This window comes from Corynebacterium nasicanis (genome assembly GCF_042658165.1).
Taxonomy (GTDB): Bacteria; Actinomycetota; Actinomycetes; order Mycobacteriales; family Mycobacteriaceae; genus Corynebacterium; species Corynebacterium nasicanis.
Genome location: NZ_JBHSQE010000003.1, coordinates 263198 through 285764 on the forward strand (window position 1 = coordinate 263198; position 22567 = coordinate 285764).

Below are 22567 nucleotides of genomic sequence, written 5' to 3' on the forward strand. Positions count from 1 at the left end.
GGTCCTCGCCGGTCAGTACGACTAGGATCGGGACATGAACGACTTCACAGGACAGACCATCATCGTCACCGGCGCCGGATCCGGTATCGGCCGCGCCACCGCCCTCCAGCTCGCGGAGCGCGGCGCCCACGTCATCGTCGCCGACATCTCCGAGACCGCGCACGGCGTCGTCGAGGAGATCACCGGGGCCGGCGGGCAGGCCACGGCCGCCGTCGGGGATATCTCGGAGCAGGGGGTCGTCGATAAGCTTGTCGACGCCGCGGTGGCCACCGGCCACCGCCTCGGCCTGGTCAACAACGCCGGCATCATGGACAAGTTCGACGGTGCCGCCGAGACCGAGGACGCCGTGTGGGAGCGCTGCCTGCGCATCAACCTCACCGCCCCCTTCCTGCTCACGCGCGCGGTGCTGCCGCACATGCGGGCCGCGGGTGGGGGAGCGATCGTCAACACCGGCTCCGCCGCCTCCCTGCGGGGTGCCGCCGCCGGCGCGGCCTACACCGCCTCCAAGCACGGGCTGGCCGGCCTGACGAGGAACACCGCCTACACCTACGGCCGGGAGAACATCCGCTGCAATCTCATCGCCCCGGGCGGGGTGGAGACCAACATCATGACCACCTCCGCGGCGGTCAACGAGGGCGAGATCGACCCCTCGCACGGCCTGGCCGCCATCACCCCGATCCACCAGGGCGCGATCCGCAACGCGCGCCCGGAGGAGCTGGCCGCCACCATCGTGTTCCTGCTTTCCGACGCCGCCTCCAATGTCAACGGCGCCATCCTGCCGGTCGACGCCGGGTGGTCGGCCGGCTAGGAGGCCACGTACTCCGCCAGGTAGCGCCCGGTCAGGGTCGACCCGTCGGCGATCATCTCGGCGGGGGAGCCGGTGAAGCTGATCTCGCCGCCGTCGGAACCCGCTCCCGGGCCCAGGTCGATGACGTGGTCGGCGTGGGCGACCACGGCCAGGTGGTGCTCGATGCACACCACGGTCTTGCCGGAGTCCACCATGCGGTCGAGCAGTCCCAGCAGCATGTCCACATCGGCCAGGTGCAGGCCGGTGGTGGGTTCGTCGAGAATGAACACGGTGGCCTTCTCCGCCAGGTGGGAGGCCAGCTTGAGGCGCTGGCGTTCGCCGCCCGACAGGGTGGTCAGGGGCTGGCCGAGCGTGATGTAGCCGAGGCCGACGTCGACGAGGCGCCGACAGATCTTCGCGGCCGCCGGGACCTTCGCTTCCCCCGCGGAGAAGAAGTCGGCGGCCTCGGCGGCCGGCATCTGCAGCACCTGGGAGATGTCCTTCCCCCCGAGGTGGTAGTCGAGGACGGCCTCGTCGAAACGGCGCCCCTCGCACACCTCGCAGGGGACGTCGACGCCGGCCATGATGCCCAGGTCGACGTAGACCACGCCCGCGCCCTTGCAGTTGGGGCAGGCACCCTCGGAGTTGGGGGAGAACAGCGCCGGGCTCACCCCGTGCGCCTTGGCGAAGGCCTTGCGGATCGGCTCGAGGGCACCGGTGTAGGTGGCCGGGTTGGAGCGCCGGGAGCCGCGGATGGGGGACTGGTCGACGAACACGGTCGACTCCGAGCGGGGGAGCTCCGCGATGAGGGAGGACTTGCCGGAGCCGGCCACGCCCGTAATTGCGGTGAGCACGCCGAGCGGGATGTCGACGTCGACGTCGCGCAGGTTGTTGCGGCTGGCCCCGCGCACCTCGATGGCCCCCGTCGCCGCGCGCGTCTCCGCTTTCACCGCGACCCGGTCGTCGAGATGCCGCCCGGTGAGGGTGTTGGAGGCGCGTAGCCCGGCGACGGTGCCCTCGAACTGGATGAGGCCGCCGTCGCGCCCGGCATGGGGGCCGATGTCGATGACGTGGTCGGCGATGGCGATGGTCTCCGGCTTGTGCTCGACGACGAGGACGGTGTTGCCCTTGTCTCGCAGCTCCAGGAGCAGCGAGTTCATGCGCTGGATGTCGTGGGGGTGCAGGCCGGCGGTGGGCTCGTCGAAGACGTAGGTGACGTCGGTGAGAGCGGAGCCGAGGTGCCGGATCATCTTGGTGCGCTGGGCCTCGCCGCCGGAGAGCGTGCCCGCGGGGCGGTCGAGGGTGAGGTATCCCAGGCCGATGGACACGAAGTTGGCCAGGGTCTCGCGCAGGGCGTCGATGAGCGGGGCCACCGACGGGTCGGACACCCCCTCCATCCACGCGGCGAGGTCGCGGATCTCCATGGCGCAGAGTTCGGCGATGTTGGCCCCGTTGATCCGGGATTCCAGGGCGTGCTGGGCCAGGCGCGTGCCGCCGCAGGCGGGGCAGTCGACGAAGGTGGCCGCGCGGTCGACGAACTCGCCCATGGCCTTCTGCATGGAATCGCGGTCCTTGCTGAGGATCGACTTCTCCACCCGCGGCACCAGGCCCTCGTAGGTGTAGTTGAAGCCGTTGAACTTTATCTTCCGTGGCTCGGCGTGCAGCAGGAGCTCGCGCTGCTCGGGCGTGAACTCCCCGACCGGCACGTCGGCGGGCACCAGGCCGGTCTCGGCGAAGGACTTCCACGCCCAGCCGTCGACCTTGTAGCCGGGGACGAGGATCGCGCCCTCGCGCAGTGACAGGGAGTCGTCGACAAGCTCGCTGAGCAGGAGGTGGGAGATCCGGCCGCTGCCCTCGCACGTGGGGCACATGCCGCCGGTGCGCGAGTAGTTGACGCGTTCCTTCTTCCCGCCCTGCACGGAGATCGCGCCGGAGGCGGAGACGGAGGGCACGTTGAAGGAGTACGCGCCGGGGCCGCCGGCGGGGGGCTGCGCCAGGCGGGAGAAGAGGATGCGCAGCATGGCGGTGGCGTCGGTGGCGGTGCCGACGGTGGAGCGCGAGTTCGCGCCCATCGGTTCCTGGTCGACGATGATGGCGGTGGTGATGCCCTCCAGCCGGTCGACGTCGGGGCGAGCCAGGGAGGGCATGAAACCCTGCACGAAGGTGGAGTAGGTCTCGTTGATGAGGCGCTGGGATTCGGCGGCGATGGTGCCGAAGACCAGGGAGGACTTGCCGGAGCCGGACACGCCGGTGAACACCGTGAGCCGGCGCTTGGGGATCTCCACGGACACCCCGCGGAGGTTGTTCACGTGGGCGCCGGTCACGCGGATGACGTCATGGTTCATGCGCTCACGGTACGTGATGATTCCACGCTTCCGTGCCGAACTTGTCCGCGACAAGAGTCTCGGCGGCCGCGAGGTCGCCGTCGGTGAGGGTGGCGGGCTCCGCGCCGTAGCGGTTGCTGAACTCGGTGATCATCGTCTGGATGATCTCCTCCCGCGGGGCGCCGGTCTGGCGGCGCAGCGGGTCGACGCGCTTCTTCGCCGAGCGCAGGCCCTTCGACGCCAGTTTCACCTTGCCGATGCGCAGCACCTCCATCATCTTGTCGGCGTCGATGTCGTAGCTCATCGTCGCGTGGTGGAGGACGGCCCCGCGGCGGCGTTTCTGGGCGGCGCCGCCGATCTTGCCGCCGTCGGAGGTGATGTCGTTGATGGGCTCGTACCAGGCGTGGACGCCGTGCCGGGCCAGCGCCGCGAGCACCCACTGATCGAGGTAGGCGTAGGAATCCTCGTAGGACAGGCCCGCGACGAGGGAGTCGGGCACGTAGAGGGAGTAGGTGATGCAGTTGCCGCCCTCCATGAACATCGCCCCGCCGCCGGAGATGCGGCGCACCACCTCGATGCCGTGCCTATCGACACCCTCCTGATCCACCTCGTTGACATAGGACTGGTAGGAGCCGATGACCGTCGCCTTGTCCTCCCACTCCCAGAACCGCAGCGTCGGCCCGCGCTCCCCGGCGGCGACCTGGTTGAGCATCACCTCGTCGAGGGCGACGTTGACCCGCGTGGGCAGCGGCCCGGGGTGGATGATCTGCCAGATGTGGTCGGTGAAGTCGGTGCCGCCGGAGACCGCGCGCTTGACGGCGACGGCGACATCCCGCGTCGTGAAGCCGTGCAGGGCGAGGCCCTCGCAGCCGACGAGGGCGGCGTCGAGGCGCGCCTGCAGCTCCTCGGTCGTCTCGCTTATCGACGCCCCCTCCAGCGCCGGGCCGAGCGCCTCGTAGGCCTCGTCCGGCTCGAGGAAGAAGTCGCCGGATATCTGCGCTGCGGTGATGTGGCCGTCGTCGGTCTCCACGTCCGCGACGACGAGCTTGCCGCCGGGGACCTTGATCTCGAAGTGCTGGTGCATACCGCCCCAGGGTAGCCGGAGGCGGCGGGGAGAGTCGCGTAAAGTCAACCGGCATGTACGACCTCCCCACCGTCCTCACGGCCTTCGGCCTCACCCTCTTCGCGGGTCTGGCGACCGGCATCGGGGGCGTCATCGGGGTGATGAAGAACAATCCCGGCCGGCGTTTCATGGCCGGGGCCCTGGGCTTCTCGACGGGCGTCATGCTCTACGTCTCCTTCCTGGAGATCCTGCCCAAGGCCTTCGAGGAGTTGGGCACGGCCTGGGGCGAGCGCCTGGGGGCGTGGGCGGCGGTGGGGGCCTTCTTCGGCGGCATCGCGGTGATCGCGCTCATCGACCGGCTCGTCCCGGAGCCCATCAACCCGCACGAGCGCGGGATCGGGGAGAATCCGCAGAAGGCCGCGCAGCGGCGGCGGATGATGAAGATGGGCATGTTCACCGCGGGAGCCATCGCGATCCACAACTTCCCCGAGGGTTTCGCCACCTTCATCGCCGGGCTGGAGGATCTCACGGTGGCGGTGCCGGTGGCGGTGGCCATCGCCATCCACAACATCCCCGAGGGCGTGGCCGTCGCCGTGCCCATCCGGCAGGCCACGGGCTCCCGGGCGCGGGCGTTGACCTGGTCGACGCTGTCGGGCCTCGCGGAGCCCGCCGGCGCCCTCATCGGCTTCGCTCTGCTCATGCCGTTCCTCGGGCCCGCCACCCTGGGGCTGTCCTTCGCGGCGATCGCGGGGATCATGGTGTTCATCTGCCTCGACGAGCTGCTGCCCACCGCCGTGGCCACCGGGCGCCACCACACCGCGATCTACGGGCTCATCCTCGGCATGGCGGTGATGGCGGCATCTTTGCTGCTCATGATGTGACTGTCAACCGGTCGAGGGGCAGAAATGCCGGTTTCTGTGGATGGCTGAGGGTTATCCACAGACGCGGTCCGCTGCTTCTCGACGCCCCCGTGAATCCCGTTTATCGTCCGGGGCATGAGACCTGCCGAGATGATGCGCGCCCTGGCCACCCGGGGCATGGAGTTGCTGGAGGACATCGCCTCCGGTGCCCTCCCGCGCGCGGATCTCGGCCAGTCCTCCTCGACGGTCGGCGCCTGGGAGCGCGTGGCCGGGGTCTACTTCGGCCCGACCAGGCAGAAGAAGCTGCAGGCCGCCGCGGTGGCGGCGGGGCGCGGGCTGCCGGTGGCGGCGATCGAGAGGATCGAGAAGCACCTGCGCAAGCTGTCCCGGAAGGCCGCGGTGTCGGAGTGGGAACTGCGCGTCGAGCTGTGCGGCCTGCGCGGCACCGTCGACGAGATCGACCGGGAGGCGGCTGCCCGCGTCTACGCCCACAACCGGCAGGCCCCCGGTTCCGACAACTGCGGCCTGCGCGCCTTCCGCGGCGGCAAGAATGTCGACGCCCAGGGCATGTCCACCGCGACGCTGACGCTCCCGGCCGGTGACATGGCCCGGTACAAGGCACACCTGCAGGTCACCGCCGACGCACTGCGGAGGGCGGACCCCTCGCTCGACTGGAAGAAGGCGATGGCCGACGCCGCCTATCAGCACGGCGTCGGCGGCGGCCAGGTCGGCAACCCGCCGCCCCCCGTGCCCTTCGGCGTCATGCGGGCGCCCGACTACGTCGCCTACGCCCGGGGCGAGGGTGGCGACACCGTCTTCGGCCTCAGCGACGGCACGACCATCACGGGCCGGGAGTGGGTGGAGAAGGGCTTCGCTGAACTCGGCTATGTCGGGATCTTCGACCTCGTGGAGGGCGGGATCGACCTGTACCGGGAGTCACGCTTCGCCAACGACAAACAACGGATGCTGCTCAAGGCCGAGACCCTCATGTGCCCCTTCCCGGAGTGCACCACCCCGGCCGACGAGTGCGAATTCCACCACCTCACCGCCTGGGAATTCGCGGGGGAGACGAACCTGGCGAACATGACCGCCGCCTGCCGGGTGCACAACGGGCGAAACGACGATGACCCCCACGCCCCACCCCGCAACGGCCGCCTGGAAAGAGAACCCGGCGGAGTCGTCTTCCACCCTCCCGACGGTGGCCCACCCCGGGTGAACCGTCATCCCCAGCGGGCGCTGTCCGCCATGGGGCTACTCACCGCGCCCTGAGCGCCCGGGGCGGTGGGCGAGCAGGTAGGCGCCCACGGCTCCGGACAGCAGAAGCGGGAGGGTCCACAGAGGAGCCCACGTCAGCTCCCAGGCGATGACCCCGGCAAAGAGCGGGGCCCGCTGCATGACGGCCAGCACCATCGCGGCGCCGAGGATGGCCAGGACAGGGACGGTGGCCGGGTCGGCGCCCATGAGCGCGCCGCCGACCGCTCCCAGCGCCGCACCCACCGCCAGTGCCGGGGTGAGCGTGCCCCCGACGGCACCCGACCCCAGGGAGGCGGCGGTGAGCAGGGGTTTCACCAGCACGAGCGTGAGCAGGAGCGGGAGGGCGGTGACGGGGTCGAGCGCGGCGCGGACGATCCCCTCGCCATTGCCGGTGACCCCGGGCAGGAACTGGGAGACGGTGACCACGCCGGCGGTCGTCGCGCCGACGCTGAGGGGCAGCCAGCGGGGGTCGAGGACCTTCCAGGAGTAGGCGGAGCGCATGAGCATCAGGAAGAGTCGGCCGCCGAGCACCGCGGCGAGCAGCAGGGGCGGCGCCAGCCACAGGACAAGCGCGTCGAAGGGGGAGTCCGGGACCCGGTAGACGGGGCGGTTGCCCACGATGGGCCAGGCCGTCACCGTCGCCACGCCCGACATCACGGCGGTGACGACCAGGGCCCGCGCGTCGCGCTTCACCGGCAGCGCCTCGAGGGTGAAGAGCACGCCGGCCAGCGGCACGTTGTACACCGCGGCCAGGCCGGCCCCCGCGGCGGCGGCGACGAGCACGCGGCGCTGGTCCTCGGCGATCCGCATCACCCGGGAGAGGCGGTCGAGCACGGCCGCCGCCGCCTGGCGTGGCGCCTGCTCCCGGCCGAGGGAGATGCCGGAGCCGACGGCGAGGAGCTGGAGGAGGGCGTCGATAAGCGTGCGGCCCGGCGGCAGCGGGGTGTCGGTGGTGACGGATTCCTCCACGCCGCGCACCGGACCCCGGCGGCGCAACCACCACCAGCCGAGGCCGGCGAGACTACCGCCGAGGGCGGCCGCGGCGACGGGGTGGAGGGGGCCACCGGCGGCGAAGGCGTGGATGCGCCCGATGAGCCACGCCATCGCCCCGCCGATGAGGCCGGCGGCCACTCCGCCGGTGAGTGTCACCAGGAGGAGGGCTGCCACGCTGCGGACCATGGGTTCAGGGTAACCCGGGGTGGGTCTCGGGGAGACGCCGGGCGACGAGGAGCGCGACGAGGGCGGAGAGCCCGGCCGCGGCCCACACCGCGCTGTGCAGGCCGAGGGTGTCGGCGGTGACGCCGCCGAGGAGAGCCCCGGCGGTGTAGCCGAGGTCGCGCCACACCCGGTAGACGCCGACGGCGCGGCCGCGCCAGGCGGGGGCGGCGACGTCGCCGATGACGGCGAGGAGGGCCGGGTACACCATCGCCGAGCCGAGGCCCAGGAGCATGGTGCCCGCGACCCAGCCCGGCATCACCGTCGACCAGGCGAGGACGGCCAGCGCCAGCGCCTGCAGGGCCATGCCGCCGACCACCAGGGGGCGGCGGCCGACGTGGTCGGAGATCCAGCCGGTGGCCAGCTGCCCGCAGCCCCACACCAGGGGGTAGAGGGCGACGAGGAGGCCGATCTCCCGCAGACCCAGTCCGGCACCGGCGAAGAGCAGCGGGAACACACCCCAGGACAGGCCGAAGTTGAGGTTGTTGGCCATCCCCGCCACGCTCGCGGAGGAGAGGGCAGGGTGGCGCCAGGTGACGTCGGCGATGATCCCGGCGTTGCTCCGCGCCGGGGCGGGGGCGGGGGCCTCGAGCGCGACGAAGCCGCGGGTCTCACGGACGAAGAAGGCGACGAGCACCAGGGCGAGGACGGCGTAGGCCACCCCGAGGAGGAAGGGGGCGGGCCGCAGGCCGTGCTGGGCAGCGATCCAGCCGGCGGTGAGGGAGGTGAGCGAGACGGCGAGGTAGCCGGCGGCCTCGTTGAGGCCCATGGCCAGTCCGCGCTGCCGGGGGCCGACGAGGTCGATCTTCATGGTGACGGTGGTGGTCCAGGCCAGGCCCTGGTTGAGGCCGAGGAGGATGTTGGCGGCGATGATCCATTCCCAGCTCGGGGCCCACATGATGAGCAGGGGTACGGGCAGCCCGAACAGCCAGCCGGTGAGGAGGACGGGTTTGCGCCCGTAGCGGTCGGAGAGCAGCCCGGCGAGGTAGTTGGAGGCGGCCTTGGACACTCCGAAGGCGGCGACGTAGGCGAAGACCCAGGAGTAGCCGCGGAGGGAGAAGACCTGCTCGGCGAGCAGGGGAAGGGTGGTCTGCTGTTGTCCGACCATGCCGCCGACCAGCGCGTTGATCACGACGAGCAGGGTGAATTGGGCGGCATTGGGGCGGAGTCCGAGGCGGGGTGGGGGAGCCATGTCAGTATCCTCAACTATTCAACGAAGTAGTTGAACAGTACGATGGGGGGCATGGCACCGCAACCCGCCCGCGACTTCAAGGACTCCGCCTTCGGCCACATCGCCCGCGTCGGCGCCGCCCTGGGCAACGCCAAGCGCATCGAGATCATGGACATCCTGCTCCAGGGGGAACGCAGCGTCGAGGCGCTCGCCCGGCAGGTGGCGGCCTCGGTGGCCAACACCTCGCGGCACCTGCAGATCCTGGCGGCGGCGGGCCTGGTGGAACGCCGCGCGGAGGGCACCTCGCGGGTCTACCGCATCGCCGACGACGAGGTCGCCTCGACCTACCTGGCTGTTGCGGGCCTGGCGCGCACGCACCTCGCGGAGATCACCACCCTCAGTGAGGGCTTCTTCGCCGGGGCCCGTCCCCTCACCTTCGCCGAATTCGACCGCCTGGCCGCGACGGGGGACATCCTGCTCATCGACGTCCGCCCCGCCGAGGAGTTCGCCGCCGGGCACGCCGAGGGAGCACTCAACGTCCCCCCGGCGGAGGTGGAGGCATGGGTGGAGGAGGTGCCCGCCGAGGCGCGGATCGTCGCCTACTGTCGCGGGCCCTTCTGCGTCTTCGCCGCAGACGCCGTGACCCGCCTGCGGGAGGCGGGTCACGAGGCGTGGCGTCTGGAGGAGGGCTATCCGGAGTGGCGGGAGGCGGGCCGCCCCGTCGCCTAGTGGGCCGCCTTCTCCTTCGATCCGCTCAGCCCCTTGACCGCGTCGACGGCCAGCGCCACGACCAGGCCCCAGGCCAGGCCGACGAGCAGCGAGCAGAAGGTGTTGACCACCCAGCCGAGGAAGCCGCCGCCGACGGCGGTCTCCAGGCCGTGGATGGTCTCATAGGGCCAGGTGAAACCGAACTCCTCGAGCCCGACGACGATGATGTGGCCGCCCACCCACAGCATGGCGAAGGTGCCCACGACGGCGATGACGGAGAGCACCTTCGGCATCGCGGTGACCAGGCCGCGGCCGAAGCGGGCGCCGGGTCCGCCGCGCTCGGCCATGTGCAGGCCGATGTCGTCCATCTTCACCAGCAGGCCCACCGCGCCGTAGACGAGGGCGGTGATGCCGATGGCCACGACGACGAGGACGGCGGCGCGGAAGGAGATGGGCTGGTCGGCGACCTCGTTGAGGGAGATGACCATGATCTCCGCGGAGAGGATGAGGTCGGTGGTGATGGCACCCTTGACCAGTTTGTCCTCGTCAGCGGGGGTCTTGTCCGGGCCCTGGGCGTTGCTGTCCGCGTCGCCCTTGTGCCCGCGGATCTTGTGGAGGATCTTGTGGGCGCCCTCGAAGCACAGGTAGGTGCCGCCGATCATGAGGATCGGCGTGAGCGCCCACGGCGCGATCCAGGAGAGGAACAGTGCGATGGGCAGGATGATGACCAGCTTGTTGAACAGCGAGCCCTTGGTGATGCGCCAGATCATCGGCAGCTCCCGCGCGGGCTGGATGCCGGTGACGAAGCGGGGGGTGACGGCGGCATCGTCGACGACGACGCCCGCCGCCTTCATCGAGGTCTTGCCGGCTGCGGCGGCGACGTCATCGACGCTGGCGGCCGCGGCCCGGGCGATGAGGGCGACGTCGTCGAGCAGGGCTAGGAGGCCTCCGGCCATGGGTCCACACCTTTCCTGAGAAGTATGGGCAAATCCTACTCCCGTTAGGATGGCCGCATGAGAATAGCGGTGCTGGGTGTCGGGGCGGTCGGTGGCTGGTTCGGGGGTTCCCTCGTCAAGGCGGGACACGACGTCGTGTTCATCGCCCGCGGGGAGACGTTGCGGGTGCTGCGGGAGGAGGGCCTGCGCCTCAACGAGGAGCCGCCGCTGGCGGTGGAGGTCGTCGAGACGCTGGCCGCGGCCGGCGACATCGACATCCTGCTGTTGGCCGTCAAGGTCACCGCCGAGACCGACCTCGCCGTGCTTCTCGACGCCCTGCCCGCCACCGCCCTCGTCGCCGTCACGCAGAATTCCGTCGAGGTGCCTGACCTCGTCGGCGCGGTGGTGGGCCCCGAGCGGGTGCGCCCCGGTGTCGTGCGCGGCTACTTCCACCACACCGGCCCGGGCCGGGTGGAGTTCCACGGCGGGCCGATGTCCTATGACGTGGGGGAGGGGGGCGTCGATACGTTCGTGGAGGCGTTGTGCGCGGCGGGTATTGACGCCCGGGCGCGCGGCGACATCGACGTCGACGTCTGGGAGAAGGCGATGTACGTCACCACGACGGGGGCGCTGGGGGCCGTGGCGCGGGCGCCGTTGGGGGAGCTGCGGACCCGGCTGCGGCCCAGCCTGGAGGCGCTCATGGCGGAGATTTATGCGGCGGGGCGTGCCCACGGGGTGCCGCTGTCGGAGGATGCCGTCGCCCGCACCCTGGCGTTCGCCGATCGCATGCCAGCGGAGGCGACGAGCTCGATGCACCGTGATCTGGTGGCCGGGCGACCGCATGAGCTCGACGCCCAGGTGGGGGCCGTGTGTCGGGTGGCCGCGCGGCACGGCGTCGACGTCCGCGTGCATGAACTGCTATATGCCCTGCTGAGGTAGGGTCAGGGCCATGACCACATCGTCGACCGCCCGCGTGCGCTGCGAGCGCCCCCAGCGTCTGGCCACGTCCCTGATGTCCCGTTTCGCCGCCGTGGCGGTGACGGAGTGGATCGCCGCCGAGGGGCGCGGCCACATCTCCTGGTCCAGTGGGGCGGAGGTGGACATGATCGCCGGGGACGGGGTGCTGCTGCTCCATCTGGAGTGCGCGGCCGCGGATGTCGCGCAGTGGGAGGAGGCCGTCGCCCGGGGTTTCGGGGATCTGGGCGCCGAGGTGGAGTGGAAGCGCGCGGGGGTGGCTCGGGGGTAGCGGGGGTGATATTCACAGATATCTCCCGGCGAATGAAAGTCAACTGAGCAGCATAAAAGGTGACACTAACTACTTTTGTCTACGCAACATGGTGGTAACGGTCTCATTACAACTGCAGGGTGATGGCGGTCACGCGGTAACGTGAACGACAGATTAACTTCTGACCCTGTTATTCCACCCTGGAGGTCCGCCACATGGCACTCACCAAGAAGACTCTGGCCCTGCTCGCAGCCACCACGCTCGGGTTCGGACTGGTCGCCTGCACCGATTCCGGCGACAACGGCAACGGCTCGTCCGGCAGCGGCAGCGCCAGCTCCGGCGGCGACAACTACGTCACCGCCAACGGCACCGAGCCGCAGAACCCGCTCATCCCCTCGAACACCAACGAGGTGGGCGGCGGGCGACTCGTCGATCTCATCTACTCCGGCCTCGTCTACTACGACGCCGACGGCGAGATCCACAACGAAGTCGCCGAGTCCATCGAGCCGGAGGGTGAGAAGGGCTACCGCGTCACGCTCAAGGACGGCCAGACCTTCGCCGACGGCACCCCGGTCAAGGCCGAGAACTTCGTCAACGCGTGGAACCACGCCGTGAAGAACGCCCACCTGTCCTCCTACTTCTTCGAGCCCATCCTCGGCTACGAAGAGGGCGCGGAGTCGATGGAGGGCCTGCAGGTCATCGACGACAAGACCTTCACCATCGAGCTCAACCAGCCCGAGGCCGACTTCCCGATGCGCCTGGGCTACTCCGCCTTCTACCCGCTGCCGGCCGAGGCCCTCGAGGACGAGGCCGCCTTCGGGGAGAACCCCAACGGCAACGGCCCGTACAGGCTGCTCGAGTGGAACCACAACCAGGACGCCACCGTCGTCCCCAACGAGGAGTACACCGGCGACCGGGCCCCCCAGAACGACGGCATCAAGTTCGTCTTCTACGCCAACTTCGACGCGGCCTACAACGACCTCCTGGCCGACAACCTCGATCTTCTCGACGCCATCCCGGACACCGCCTTCTCCACCTTCGAGAGCGAGCTCGGCGACCGCGCCGTCAACCAGCCCTCCGCCGTCTTCCAGTCCTTCACCATCCCCGAGAGCCTCGAGCACTGGGGTGGCGAGGAGGGCCAGCTGCGCCGCCAGGCCCTGTCCCACGCCATCAACCGCGAGGAGATCACCCAGGCGATCTTCCAGGGCACCCGCACCCCGGCCACCGACTTCACCTCCCCGGTCCTCCCGGGCTACGACGGTGAGATCGTGGGCAACGACGTCCTCGACTACGACCCGGAGAAGGCCAAGGACCTGTGGGCCCAGGCCGACGCCATCGCCCCGTGGTCCGGCGAGTTCACCCTCTCCTACAACTCCGACGGCGGCCACCAGGCCTGGGTCGATGCGGTGACCAACTCCATCCGCAACACCCTGGGCATCGAGGCCGTGGGCAACCCCTACCCGGACTTCAAGTCCCTGCGTGACGACGTCACCGGCCGCACCATCCAGGGTGCCTTCCGTACCGGCTGGCAGGCCGACTACCCGTCCGCGGGTAACTTCCTCGGCCCGCTCTACGGCACCGGCGCCGGCTCCAACGACGGCGACTACTCCAACCCGGAGTTCGACGCCAAGCTGACCGAGGCTGCCGCCTCCGACTCCCCGGAGACCGCAGCCGGCCTGTACAACGAGGCGCAGGAGATGCTCTTCGTCGATCTCCCGGCCATCCCGCTGTGGTACTCCAACGTGGCGGGCGGCTCCTCCGGCAACGTCGACAACGTCGTCTTCTCCTGGAAGTCTGTCCCGGTCTACTACAACGTCACCAAGAACTAGCGCTACGCTGACTCACTGTGATGACTGATACCCGTGTGACGCCCAGCGCGTCACACGGGTATCCGCCTGTCTGCCTACTCACCACCCACAAGGACTAGTTATGTTGCGCTATATCGGGCGACGACTGCTCCAGATGATCCCGGTGTTCTTCGGCGCCACCCTGCTCATCTACGCACTCGTCTTCCTCATGCCCGGCGACCCCGTGCAGGCCCTCGGCGGTGACCGGGGCCTCTCCGAGGCCGCCCGCGCCCGCATCGAGGCGGAATACAACCTGGACAAGCCCTTCCTCGTCCAGTACCTGCTCTACCTCAAGGGCATTCTCACCCTCGACTTCGGCACCACCTTCTCGGGACAGCCGGTCGCCGACGTCATGGCCCGGGCCTTCCCGGTGACCATCAAGCTCGCCCTCATGGCCCTGGCCTTCGAGGCCGTGTTCGGCATCATCTTCGGCGTCATCGCCGGAGTCCGCCGCGGCGGAATCTTCGACTCCACCGTCCTCGTCCTCTCGCTCATCGTCATCGCCGTCCCCAGCTTCGTCATCGGTTTCGTGCTGCAGTTCGTCGTCGGCGTGAAATGGGGGATACTCCCCGTCACGGTGGGCTCGCGGGAGACATTCACCTCCCTGCTTATGCCCGCCGTGGTGCTCGGCGCCGTCTCCTTCGCCTACGTGCTGCGGCTGACCCGCCAGTCCGTCAGCGAGAACCTGCGGGCCGACTACGTCCGCACCGCCCGCGCCAAGGGCCTGGGCAACGGGCAGGTCATGGGACGCCACGTCCTGCGTAACTCGCTCATCCCGGTGGCCACCTTCCTCGGTGCCGACCTGGGCGCGCTCATGGGTGGCGCCATCGTCACCGAGGGCATCTTCGCCATCAACGGCGTCGGTGGCACCATCTACCAGGCGATCATCAAGGGCGAACCGACCACCGTGGTGTCCTTCACCACCGTGCTCGTCATCGTCTACATCGTCGCCAACCTCATCGTGGACCTGATCTACGCCGTTCTCGACCCGAGGATCCGCTATGCCTGACATCAACAGAAACGTCGCCAACCCGGCCGGCGAGGACGAGATCCTCGCCGGGAACCGCCTGCACTCCCGCCCGGGCCAGGACCACTACATCGCCGAGACCGATGAGACCGGCCTGGGTGCCGTCGACGCCGTCGCCGACGAATCCGCGCCCGCCTCCATGTGGGGCGAGGCGTGGCGCAGCCTGCGCCGCCGTCCGCTGTTCTGGGTCTCCGCGGCGCTCATCCTCGTCGCGGTGCTCATGTCGCTGTTCCCGCAGCTGTTCACCTCGGTGGACCCGCGCTCCTGCACCCTGGCCAACTCCCTCGGCGATCCGCAGTCGGGGCACCCCTTCGGTTTCGACCGTCAGGGCTGCGACATCTTCGCCCGCACCATCTACGGGGCCCGCGCCTCCGTGGCCGTGGGCATCCTCACCACCGCACTCGTGGTGCTCATCGGCACCGCCATCGGGGCGCTCGCCGGGTTCTTCGGCGGTATCCTCGACACCCTGCTCTCCCGCCTGACGGACGTCTTCTTCGCCATCCCGCTGGTGCTGGCCGCGATCGTCGTCATGCAGATGTTCAAGGACTACCGCACGATCATCACCGTGGTGCTCGTCCTCGGCCTCTTCGGCTGGACGAACATCGCCCGCATCACCCGCGGCGCGGTGATGAGCGTGAAGAACGAGGAGTACGTGACGGCGGCCCGGGCGCTCGGGGCGTCGAGAATGAAGATCCTGTCGAGCCACATCATGCCCAACGCGGCCGCCCCGATCATCGTCTACGCCACCGTGGCGCTGGGCACCTTCATCGTGGCGGAGGCCACCCTGTCCTTCCTGGGCATCGGTCTCCCGCCGACCATCGTGTCCTGGGGCGGGGACATTTCCGCCGCGCAGGCCTCCCTGCGCACCAAACCGATGGTCCTGTTCTATCCGGCCATGGCGCTCGCGCTCACCGTCCTGAGCTTCATCATGCTCGGCGACGTCGTCCGTGACGCCCTCGATCCGAAGGCGAGGAAGCGATGAGCACCCCTCTTCTCGAGATGAAGGACGTCAAGATCTCCTTCACCTCCTCCACCGGCGTCGTCGAGGCCGTCCGCGGCATCAACATGACGATCTACCCGGGCCAGTCCGTCGCCATCGTCGGCGAGTCCGGCTCCGGCAAGTCGACCGCGGCGATGTCGATCCTCGGCCTCCTGCCGGGCACCGGCCGCGTCACCGGCGGGCAGATCCTTTTCGACGGCCAGGACATCACCGGCCTGAGCGACAAGGAGATGCAGAAGTTCCGCGGCTCCCAGATCGGCCTGGTCCCGCAGGATCCGATGTCGAATCTCAATCCGGTGTGGCGCATCGGGACGCAGATCGGCGAGTCCCTCAAGGCGAATGACGTGGTCAAGGGCTCGGAGGTGAAGCCCCGCGTCGCCGAGCTGCTCGGGGAGGCCGGTCTGCCCGACGCGGAGCGCCGCGCCCGGCAGTACCCGCACGAGTTCTCCGGCGGCATGCGCCAGCGTGCGCTCATCGCCATGGGCCTGGCGGCGCGCCCCAAGCTGCTCATCGCCGACGAGCCCACCTCGGCCCTCGACGTGACGGTGCAGAAGCGCATCCTCGACCACCTCCAGGGCCTGACGGAGGAACTGGGCACGGCCGTGCTGTTCATCACGCACGACCTGGGCCTGGCCGCCGAGCGTGCCGAGCACCTCGTGGTCATGCACCGCGGGCGCATCGTCGAATCCGGTCCCTCCCTGCAGATTCTCCGCGACCCGCAGCACCCCTACACCCGCCGCCTGGTCAAGGCCGCGCCCTCGCTGGCCTCGGCCCGTATCCAGTCGGCGCTGGCCGCCGGCGTCGAATCCACGGAGCTGGTGGCCCAGGGGCGGGAGGAGAAGACGGAGGAGGTCATCCGCGTCGAGAACCTGACCAAGGTCTTCGGCGAGAACACCGCCGTCGACGATGTCTCCTTCACCCTGCGCAAGGGCACCACCCTGGCGCTGGTGGGCGAGTCTGGCTCGGGCAAGTCCACCGTGGCCAACATGGTGCTCAACCTGCTCGACCCCACCAGCGGCAAGGTGTACTACAAGAGCACCGACCTGTCGACGCTGAGCAACCGCGAACTGTTCAACATGCGCCGCAAGATGCAGGTGGTGTTCCAGAACCCCTACGGCTCCCTCGACCCGATGTTCTCCATCTACCGCTGCATCGAGGAGCCTCTGGCGCTGCACAAGGTGGGCAGCCGGAAGGAGCGGGAGGCGCGCGTCGCCGAGCTGCTCGACATGGTGGCCATGCCGCGCTCCGCGATGCGCCGTTTCCCCAACGAGCTCTCCGGCGGCCAGCGCCAGCGCATCGCCATCGCGCGTGCCCTGGCGCTGCGCCCCGAGGTGCTCGTGCTCGACGAGGCGGTCTCCGCCCTCGACGTGCTCGTGCAGAACCAGATCATCCGCCTGCTGGCCGATCTGCAGGATGAGCTGGACCTGTCCTACCTGTTCATCACCCATGACCTCGCGGTGGTCCGGCAGACCGCCGACGACATCGTCGTGATGAAGCAGGGGGCCGTCGTCGAGCAGGGCACCTCCGACGAGATCTTCGCGGATCCGCAGGAGGAGTACACCCGCGACCTCATCAACTCGGTGCCGGGCCTCAACATCGAGCTGGGCACGGGAGAGAATCTGGGGCTCGTCGAGCACTGACGGTGTGACGTGGATTACAGGTAGGATTCTGCATGTACCATCCACTCACCCCGAAGGAGCTGTCATGACCACCGCCCGAGACCTCATGAGCACCGACGTCGTCGCCGTCGACTCCGCCGACACCCTCGAGGTGGCCGCCCGGCACATGCGTGACGCCGACGTCGGATCCCTCCCCGTCATCGACGGGGAGGGCCGCGTCGTCGGCATCATCACCGACCGCGACATCGTCGTCACCGCCCTCGCCGAGGGCCGCGATCCCACGGCGGTCACCGTCGGGGAGCTTATCGACGCCACCCTCATCACCGTCGCCCCCGAGGACTCCGCCGAGGAGGTCCTCGCCGTGATGAAGGAGCACCAGATCAGGCGTGTGCCGGTGCTCGACGGCACCCAGCTCGTCGGCATGCTGGCCCAGGCCGACATCGCCCGCGCCATGTCGGATGCCACCGTCGGCGAATTCCTGGAGTCCGTCTCCGAGGATTAGGCCATCTCCTCAGCGAGTAGCCGCAGGGCGCAGGCCCGGGCGGCGGCCAGGACCTCCTCGGGTGTGCCGGGGAAGTGCCGCCGCTCCGCACGGGCCCGCCCGCGCACGAGCGTGGCGAACCACGTCGTGCCCGGCGGCTCGCCGTCCTGGCCTGCAGGGCCGCCCGCCCCGGACACGCTCACCACGGCATCGGCGGACAGGAGGTCGGCGAGGGAGGAGGCCATCGTCGATACGCACTGCGCGGAGATGACCGGGCACCCGGCCGGAACACCGAGCACCGCCACCTTGGTGGCCGTCTGGTAGGCGACGAGGCCGCCGGCGAACCAGTCCGAGGAACCCTCGACGGCGGCCAGCTCGGCGGAGAGGGTGCCGCCCGTCAATGACTCCGCCACCGCCACGGTGTACCCGTGGGCGGTGGCGAGGTCGGCGACGAGCCGGGCATTCATCAGTAGTTGGCCGGCGGGTCGGAGGCCGGGAAGGACTCCTTCTCGAACTCCTCGACGAGGTCCTCCTCGCTGGCTCCGTCACGCTTGCCGGGGTTGCCCGGGTCGGTCTCCTCGGCGAAGCGGGTGTCGTCGAGGTCGGGGTTCTGGGGGTCGTTGCTCATGACTTTTCCTTTCGCTCTAAGTGACGGGCGTCACTTCCTGTATGCGAGTCTACTCATCAGTCCCAGAACGTGTCACGGTTGTCGCGCAGGGCGCGCTCGCGCGCATAGGCGTGGACCTTCTCCAGGGTCCGCAGCTGGCGGTGGGAGGAATCGATGAGGTCCTCGAAGACCTGCGGGTCGAGGCCCAGCCCCTCGGCGTGCTCCCGGAGGGTCTCCCAGCCGCCCAGCTTGCCGTTGACGGCGGAGCGCATGAGCTCGGCCTCGAGCAGCATTGTCATGGGGGAGCGCTCGAGCACGCGGCCGTCGGACTTGAGGCGGGCGACCCGTTCGCCGACCCAGGCCACGGCCTGTCGGTAGGGCTTGCGGGCCAGGCCGAGATCGGCGATGACGGTGCGCAGCAGCTCGCGGTCCGAGCGGATCTCGGCGGCGACGCCCGAGAGCTCGGCGAACATGGGGGTGTCGATGTAGTCGGCGGCCATCTTCTCGATGCGGTTGACCCCGGCCGTCGCCCCGGTGAGGTGGTCGGAGAGGTAGAGCTCGAGCAGATCCTTGGTGTAGTGCTCGGGGACGGTCTCCCCGCCGGCGGCCGCGCCGTGCCCGGTGCGCGCCCCGGTGGCCGGGTGGAGGCGCTCGTCCTTGTCCCGCGGGCGCAGCGGGGGAGAGGGCAGCCCGCGGCCCGCGATCATGCCGTCGAGAAGCTCGCTGAGCGCGTCGGCGGCAGAGACGGTGGGGCGCCAGCCCAGCTCGGCGGCGGCCCGGGAGTTGTCCATGAGGGGGACCTCGAGGCCCATGTCGAGCCACCCGGCGTCGGCCGGTACGGTGCCCGCCTTGTGGGCGGCGAGCAGTCCGGCGCGGACGAGGGCGGGGGAGAGCTCGACGAAGCGGCCGTGATCGATGACGTCGGCCAGCTCCTGGGGGCCGAGGACATCGTCGGCGCAGATGTTGAAGGCCCCGCCGACCTTCCGCAGGATCGCCGCCACGTAGGCCCGCGCCAGGTCATCGGCGTGAACGGCCTGCAGGCGGATCCCCTTGGGCACGGGCAGGATGGGCGGGCGGCCCGCGCGCAGGGCGCGCACCGGGACGAGGGGGCCGAGGAAGTAGCCGTGGATCTCCGAACCAGCGTCGGCCTGGAAGGTCAGGCCCGGGCGGAGGCGGGTGAGCAGGATGTCCGGGTGTGCCGCCGCAAATGCGTCCAGCACCTCCTCCTGCGCGGCCTTGTCCACGCTGTAGTGCGAGGACTCGACCCCGCCGGTGGCCCAGGATTCGTCGCGCAGCGGGGGCTCCGCAGCGCCGGAGCGGGCGGCGTCGGGGGAGTAGGCGCCCACGCTGGAGGCGACCAGCAGGTGCGGGACCCCCGCCTGGGCGACGGCCCGGGCGACGCGCGCGGTGCCCTCGACGTTGACGCGCCGCAGCAGCTCGCGGCGCTCGTTGGGCTGGATGAGCCAGGCGAGGTGGACGACGGCGTCGGCACCCGCGAAGGCGGCGCTGAGGGCGGCGACGGCCTCCTCTTCCGGGGTGGCGCCGGCGATGTCGATGGAGTGCCACTCCACTCCCGCGTAGGGAGGCTCCTCCTCAGGTAGGCGGCGGGCGATGCCGACGATCCCGGTGATCTCCGGGGTGTCGTGGAGGGCGCGGAGCAGGGCGGTGCCGTGGTTGCCGGTGGCGCCGACGATGGCGATCTTCATGGTCTGTCTCCTGTCGGTGGGGGTGTATTTCCGAGGAAACGTCAAAACCCATCACATTTCAAGCATGTGATGGGTTTGGGCTGGTAGCGGGCCTGCCGACTCAAAGAATGTCGAGGATCGCCTCGGTGGGGCGGGCGATTCGCACGCCCTTGTCGGTGACCACGAAAGGCCGCTCGATGAGGCGGGGGTGGGCCACCATGGCCGCGAGCAGTTCTTCCTCGGGGGTCTCGGGCGTGAGCCCGAGCTCCTGGTACTCCGCCTCCCGGGTGCGGATGGCGTCGTGGACGGTGATCCCCGCGGCGTCGATAAGCTCCCGGAGCTTCTCGACGTCCGGCGTCTCCTCCAGGTAACAGACAATCCGCGGCTCGACGCCCCGCTCGCGCAGGAGCTCCAGCGCCTGGCGGGACTTCGAGCAGCGGGGATTGTGGTAGATCGTCGCCGGCATCAGTAGTTGGCGGGCGGGTCACTGGCGGGGAAGGACTGCTGACCCCACTCCTCGGGCAGCTCCTCGAGCTGCTCGGGGGTCTCCTTGCCCACGTTCTCCGGATGGTTGTGCTTGAAAGGCTTGTCCTCCGGGAACTCCCAGGTGTGCTTCTCGTCGCTCATGGTGCGTCCTTTCCTCTCGGGTTGATGCTTCCTAATCTACCCGGGAAAGTGGTGCGCATCACAACAATGTGGTAACTATTTTCCCTGCTCAGCGGGGACGAGGGTGACGTTCTTGGCCCAGGTCAGCTCGATGCCGAGGGTGCGCAGCCAGTCCATGGCGTTGTCCCGGTGGCGGGTGATGCCCTCCACGGCGGTGAGGGTGGTGTCGATCGCCCGCTCGGCGTCCTCGGCGGAGATGAGCCCGGCGGAGGTGGCGGCGGCGAGCTCGTCGATGTCCTGGACGTCGATGGGTTCCCCGGTGACGGAGATGAGGTCGACGTAGAGGTCGCGGGTGGACCACACGCCGTCGCGGACCTGGATGTCGGCGACGTCGAAGTAGAAGTCCTGCCGCTCCTCCACGCCCTCCCGGAAGTGGAAGATGTTGGCGCGCAGCCCCAGCTTCGGCAGCAGCCACGATTCGAGGTAGCCGAAGCGCGGGTGGTTGGCGCCGCGGGCCATGTAGAGGCCGAAATCGGTGACCCGGAAGGTGTCCACCTCACGGAGGTGGCCCTTCGGATCGATGTTGATCCGGTCGGTGGTGTTGAAGGTCTCTTCCTTGACCGGGTGCAGATCAGCAGACATGACTGTTACCTCGCATCGATGATGGCGGCTGTGGGAATGAAATCGCAGGGTCCGTCCGCGGTGTGCACCCGTCCGGAGACCATGGCCACGACGGTGCCGTGGCCGGTGTCGGCGGTGCCGGACAGGGTGGCCGGGCCCTCGGGGTTGATGCCGTGGTTGCCCAGCGGGACGGCGCCGTGCTGCAGCGTGTTGATGTTGACCCAGTTGACGTGCATGCCGCCCTGCGTGGCCGCGGCCGGCGCGGTACCCAGGGCGGTGAAGACGAAGGCGGTCTGCCCGGCGGCGGCGCCGGGGGCGGGGATCTCCGCGGGGCCGGGGACCGCGATGGCGGTGCCGACGGCGTCGAGGTTGCCCCCGATGCAGGATCCCGAGACGGTCGGCCAGTAGAACTGCGTGAAGGCCGGGCCGTTCTCCGGCAGCTGCGGGCCCCCCTCGCCGTTCTCGCCGGCGGTGAAGGCCAGCGCGGAGAGGAGCATGTTGCGCACGTCGGCGGGCATCCACGGCTGGGCGGCCAGGTTGCGGATCTCCGCCTGCGTGCGCGCGGTGGGGCGACCGAGCTCGTCGAGGGGGTTGTGGCTGGAGAGATCGGGGAGGGGAGCGGCCTGGGCGGTGGGAACGGTGAGCAGGGTGCCGACGGTGCTGAGTGCGACGGCGATAAGGGTGGCGGACGCCTTCCTCATCAGGTCGCTGCGTGCGGTGTGTCCCACTGACGGTCTCTCTTCCGGGGTGATCTCGGGGGCATGGTTGCGGATGAAACGGCCCGCCCCGCGGCGCGCCAGTAACAAACGTAACTTGAGTAACAGTAGTTTCGCTACCCAACAATATTCACTTGCGTGACAGAATCAACCGGAATGGAGAAATCCCGGTTACTTCTCTTGTCGGGGACCGAGACGCTTTCGTTACATTTCCGGGGAAATGCGGGGTGAACAGCGACGTAGTGTGGAGGGCATGAACTGGCTCCGCCGATCGGCCGTCCTCGTGGTGGGGGCGCTCACGGTCGTGTCGTGCGGCAACTACATCAACATGAATGACTTTGACTATCGCGGCGGCTTCGCCGTGGGAATGAATGACGCCGGCGATGTGATCGCCCACATCGAGGCCTGTCAGTACCGGGTCACGGCCGTCCAGATCGTCCAGGGGCGGGAACTGCTCGGGGGAGAGCCGAATCCCACTCTCGGACGCATCGTCACCGATCAGCCGCAGACCGGGAGGTTCGAGGTCAATCTCAGCAGGCCGCAGGCGCCGTGGCGGGCGGAGCAGCCCCTCTCGGAGCCGCCGAACCCCGCTCACATCATGATCATCAGCCCGGAGACCGACGGCACCACCTCCCGGAAAATGGAGGTGATCAAGCAGGAGTCGGCCTCCCGCACGGTCCTGGAGTCGCTGTCGCCCGGCGAGGCCATCATCAACGTGTGGAATAAAGATGCGGGGCCCACGGAGGAACCAGTGGTGAATGAAGTCGTCCGTCTTGCTGACTTCCACCCGGAGTGCCCCGCATAGCCGCGTGGCCC

At 69.5% G+C, this 22567-nt stretch carries 24 protein-coding genes; 12 read left to right on the forward strand and 12 right to left on the reverse strand.

Annotation, left to right across the window (positions count from 1 at the left end; translation table 11 throughout):
* Nucleotides 1-34: 34 nt before the first annotated feature.
* Nucleotides 35-808, forward strand: coding sequence for an SDR family NAD(P)-dependent oxidoreductase (locus ACFPUZ_RS05855; protein ID WP_377000797.1), 774 nt, complete (start codon nucleotides 35-37; stop codon nucleotides 806-808).
* Here the strand turns inward: ACFPUZ_RS05855 and ACFPUZ_RS05860 are convergent.
* Nucleotides 805-3132 (reverse strand): ATP-binding cassette domain-containing protein, encoded by a 2328-nt coding sequence (locus tag ACFPUZ_RS05860; protein ID WP_377000799.1) that lies wholly within the window; start codon nucleotides 3130-3132, stop codon nucleotides 805-807. The genes ACFPUZ_RS05855 and ACFPUZ_RS05860 overlap by 4 nt on opposite strands.
* Nucleotides 3133-3136: 4 nt before the next feature.
* Nucleotides 3137-4195 (reverse strand): lipoate--protein ligase family protein, encoded by a 1059-nt coding sequence (locus ACFPUZ_RS05865; RefSeq protein WP_377000801.1) that lies wholly within the window; start codon nucleotides 4193-4195, stop codon nucleotides 3137-3139.
* A gap of 53 nt (nucleotides 4196-4248) precedes the next feature.
* Here ACFPUZ_RS05865 and zupT point away from each other — a divergent pair, with 53 nt between their 5' ends.
* Together zupT and ACFPUZ_RS05875 are read left to right on the forward strand one after the other, a co-directional pair.
* Nucleotides 4249-5055, forward strand: coding sequence for a zinc transporter ZupT (gene zupT / locus ACFPUZ_RS05870; RefSeq protein WP_377000803.1), 807 nt, complete (start codon nucleotides 4249-4251; stop codon nucleotides 5053-5055).
* A gap of 114 nt (nucleotides 5056-5169) precedes the next feature.
* The gene (locus ACFPUZ_RS05875) at nucleotides 5170-6303 is read left to right on the forward strand and encodes an HNH endonuclease signature motif containing protein (RefSeq protein WP_377000805.1); all 1134 of its coding nucleotides are present in this window, start codon (nucleotides 5170-5172) and stop codon (nucleotides 6301-6303) included.
* Here the strand turns inward: ACFPUZ_RS05875 and ACFPUZ_RS05880 are convergent.
* Nucleotides 6286-7467 (reverse strand): chloride channel protein, encoded by a 1182-nt coding sequence (locus ACFPUZ_RS05880; protein WP_377000807.1) that lies wholly within the window; start codon nucleotides 7465-7467, stop codon nucleotides 6286-6288. The two genes, ACFPUZ_RS05875 and ACFPUZ_RS05880, sit on opposite strands and share 18 nt — an antisense overlap.
* Before the next feature lie 4 nt (nucleotides 7468-7471).
* Nucleotides 7472-8695 (reverse strand): MFS transporter, encoded by a 1224-nt coding sequence (locus ACFPUZ_RS05885; RefSeq protein ID WP_377000809.1) that lies wholly within the window; start codon nucleotides 8693-8695, stop codon nucleotides 7472-7474.
* 51 nt (nucleotides 8696-8746) lie between these two features.
* On the opposite strand from ACFPUZ_RS05885, the gene ACFPUZ_RS05890 reads away from it, so the two are divergent.
* On the forward strand, nucleotides 8747-9403 hold the full coding sequence (locus tag ACFPUZ_RS05890; RefSeq protein ID WP_377000811.1) for a metalloregulator ArsR/SmtB family transcription factor: 657 nt from the start codon (nucleotides 8747-8749) through the stop codon (nucleotides 9401-9403).
* Here ACFPUZ_RS05890 and ACFPUZ_RS05895 read toward each other — a convergent pair.
* Entirely contained in the window at nucleotides 9400-10338 is a 939-nt protein-coding gene (locus tag ACFPUZ_RS05895) for a DUF808 domain-containing protein (protein WP_377000813.1), read from the reverse strand. The genes ACFPUZ_RS05890 and ACFPUZ_RS05895 overlap by 4 nt on opposite strands.
* Before the next feature lie 57 nt (nucleotides 10339-10395).
* Between ACFPUZ_RS05895 and ACFPUZ_RS05900 the strand changes: the two genes are divergently transcribed.
* The 7 genes from ACFPUZ_RS05900 to ACFPUZ_RS05930 all read left to right on the forward strand — a co-directional run bounded on the left by ACFPUZ_RS05900 (nucleotide 10396) and on the right by ACFPUZ_RS05930 (nucleotide 17537).
* Nucleotides 10396-11256, forward strand: a complete 861-nt coding sequence (locus tag ACFPUZ_RS05900; protein ID WP_377000815.1) for a 2-dehydropantoate 2-reductase — start codon at nucleotides 10396-10398, stop codon at nucleotides 11254-11256.
* 10 nt (nucleotides 11257-11266) lie between these two features.
* Nucleotides 11267-11563: a DUF2218 domain-containing protein gene (locus tag ACFPUZ_RS05905; RefSeq protein WP_377000817.1), complete on the forward strand. Its 297-nt coding sequence runs from the start codon at nucleotides 11267-11269 to the stop codon at nucleotides 11561-11563.
* Nucleotides 11564-11757: 194 nt separating this feature from the next.
* On the forward strand, nucleotides 11758-13371 hold the full coding sequence (locus ACFPUZ_RS05910; RefSeq protein WP_377000818.1) for a peptide ABC transporter substrate-binding protein: 1614 nt from the start codon (nucleotides 11758-11760) through the stop codon (nucleotides 13369-13371).
* A 100-nt stretch (nucleotides 13372-13471) separates the two neighbouring features.
* Nucleotides 13472-14398 (forward strand): ABC transporter permease, encoded by a 927-nt coding sequence (locus ACFPUZ_RS05915; RefSeq protein ID WP_377000820.1) that lies wholly within the window; start codon nucleotides 13472-13474, stop codon nucleotides 14396-14398.
* The gene (locus ACFPUZ_RS05920) at nucleotides 14391-15398 is read left to right on the forward strand and encodes an ABC transporter permease (protein WP_377000822.1); all 1008 of its coding nucleotides are present in this window, start codon (nucleotides 14391-14393) and stop codon (nucleotides 15396-15398) included. The genes ACFPUZ_RS05915 and ACFPUZ_RS05920 overlap by 8 nt, the downstream gene beginning before the upstream one ends.
* Nucleotides 15395-17056: a dipeptide ABC transporter ATP-binding protein gene (locus ACFPUZ_RS05925; protein WP_377000824.1), complete on the forward strand. Its 1662-nt coding sequence runs from the start codon at nucleotides 15395-15397 to the stop codon at nucleotides 17054-17056. The genes ACFPUZ_RS05920 and ACFPUZ_RS05925 overlap by 4 nt, the downstream gene beginning before the upstream one ends.
* 64 nt (nucleotides 17057-17120) lie before the next feature.
* Nucleotides 17121-17537, forward strand: coding sequence for a CBS domain-containing protein (locus ACFPUZ_RS05930; RefSeq protein WP_377000826.1), 417 nt, complete (start codon nucleotides 17121-17123; stop codon nucleotides 17535-17537).
* Here ACFPUZ_RS05930 and ACFPUZ_RS05935 read toward each other — a convergent pair.
* From ACFPUZ_RS05935 to ACFPUZ_RS05965, 7 genes are all read right to left on the reverse strand, one after another.
* Nucleotides 17534-17983: a CinA family protein gene (locus ACFPUZ_RS05935; protein ID WP_377000828.1), complete on the reverse strand. Its 450-nt coding sequence runs from the start codon at nucleotides 17981-17983 to the stop codon at nucleotides 17534-17536. The two genes, ACFPUZ_RS05930 and ACFPUZ_RS05935, sit on opposite strands and share 4 nt — an antisense overlap.
* On the reverse strand, nucleotides 17983-18144 hold the full coding sequence (locus tag ACFPUZ_RS05940; RefSeq protein WP_377000830.1) for a hypothetical protein: 162 nt from the start codon (nucleotides 18142-18144) through the stop codon (nucleotides 17983-17985). Before ACFPUZ_RS05940 ends, ACFPUZ_RS05935 begins: the two co-directional genes overlap by 1 nt.
* A 56-nt stretch (nucleotides 18145-18200) precedes the next feature.
* Entirely contained in the window at nucleotides 18201-19829 is a 1629-nt protein-coding gene (locus ACFPUZ_RS05945) for an NAD-dependent epimerase/dehydratase family protein (RefSeq protein WP_377000832.1), read from the reverse strand.
* A gap of 100 nt (nucleotides 19830-19929) precedes the next feature.
* The gene (arsC, locus tag ACFPUZ_RS05950) at nucleotides 19930-20274 is read right to left on the reverse strand and encodes an arsenate reductase (glutaredoxin) (protein ID WP_377000834.1); all 345 of its coding nucleotides are present in this window, start codon (nucleotides 20272-20274) and stop codon (nucleotides 19930-19932) included.
* Nucleotides 20274-20435 (reverse strand): hypothetical protein, encoded by a 162-nt coding sequence (locus ACFPUZ_RS05955; RefSeq protein WP_377000836.1) that lies wholly within the window; start codon nucleotides 20433-20435, stop codon nucleotides 20274-20276. The genes arsC and ACFPUZ_RS05955 overlap by 1 nt, the downstream gene beginning before the upstream one ends.
* Before the next feature lie 75 nt (nucleotides 20436-20510).
* Nucleotides 20511-21056, reverse strand: coding sequence for a ribonuclease FAU-1 family protein (locus ACFPUZ_RS05960; protein WP_377000838.1), 546 nt, complete (start codon nucleotides 21054-21056; stop codon nucleotides 20511-20513).
* Between the two features lie 5 nt (nucleotides 21057-21061).
* Nucleotides 21062-21736 carry an Rv1157c family protein gene (locus ACFPUZ_RS05965; RefSeq protein WP_377000840.1) on the reverse strand — a complete coding sequence of 225 codons (675 nt, stop codon included), beginning with the start codon at nucleotides 21734-21736 and terminating at the stop codon, nucleotides 21062-21064.
* Between the two features lie 268 nt (nucleotides 21737-22004).
* Between ACFPUZ_RS05965 and ACFPUZ_RS05970 the strand changes: the two genes are divergently transcribed.
* Nucleotides 22005-22556, forward strand: a complete 552-nt coding sequence (locus tag ACFPUZ_RS05970) for a hypothetical protein (RefSeq protein ID WP_377000842.1) — start codon at nucleotides 22005-22007, stop codon at nucleotides 22554-22556.
* The last annotated feature ends 11 nt before the right edge of the window (nucleotides 22557-22567 follow it).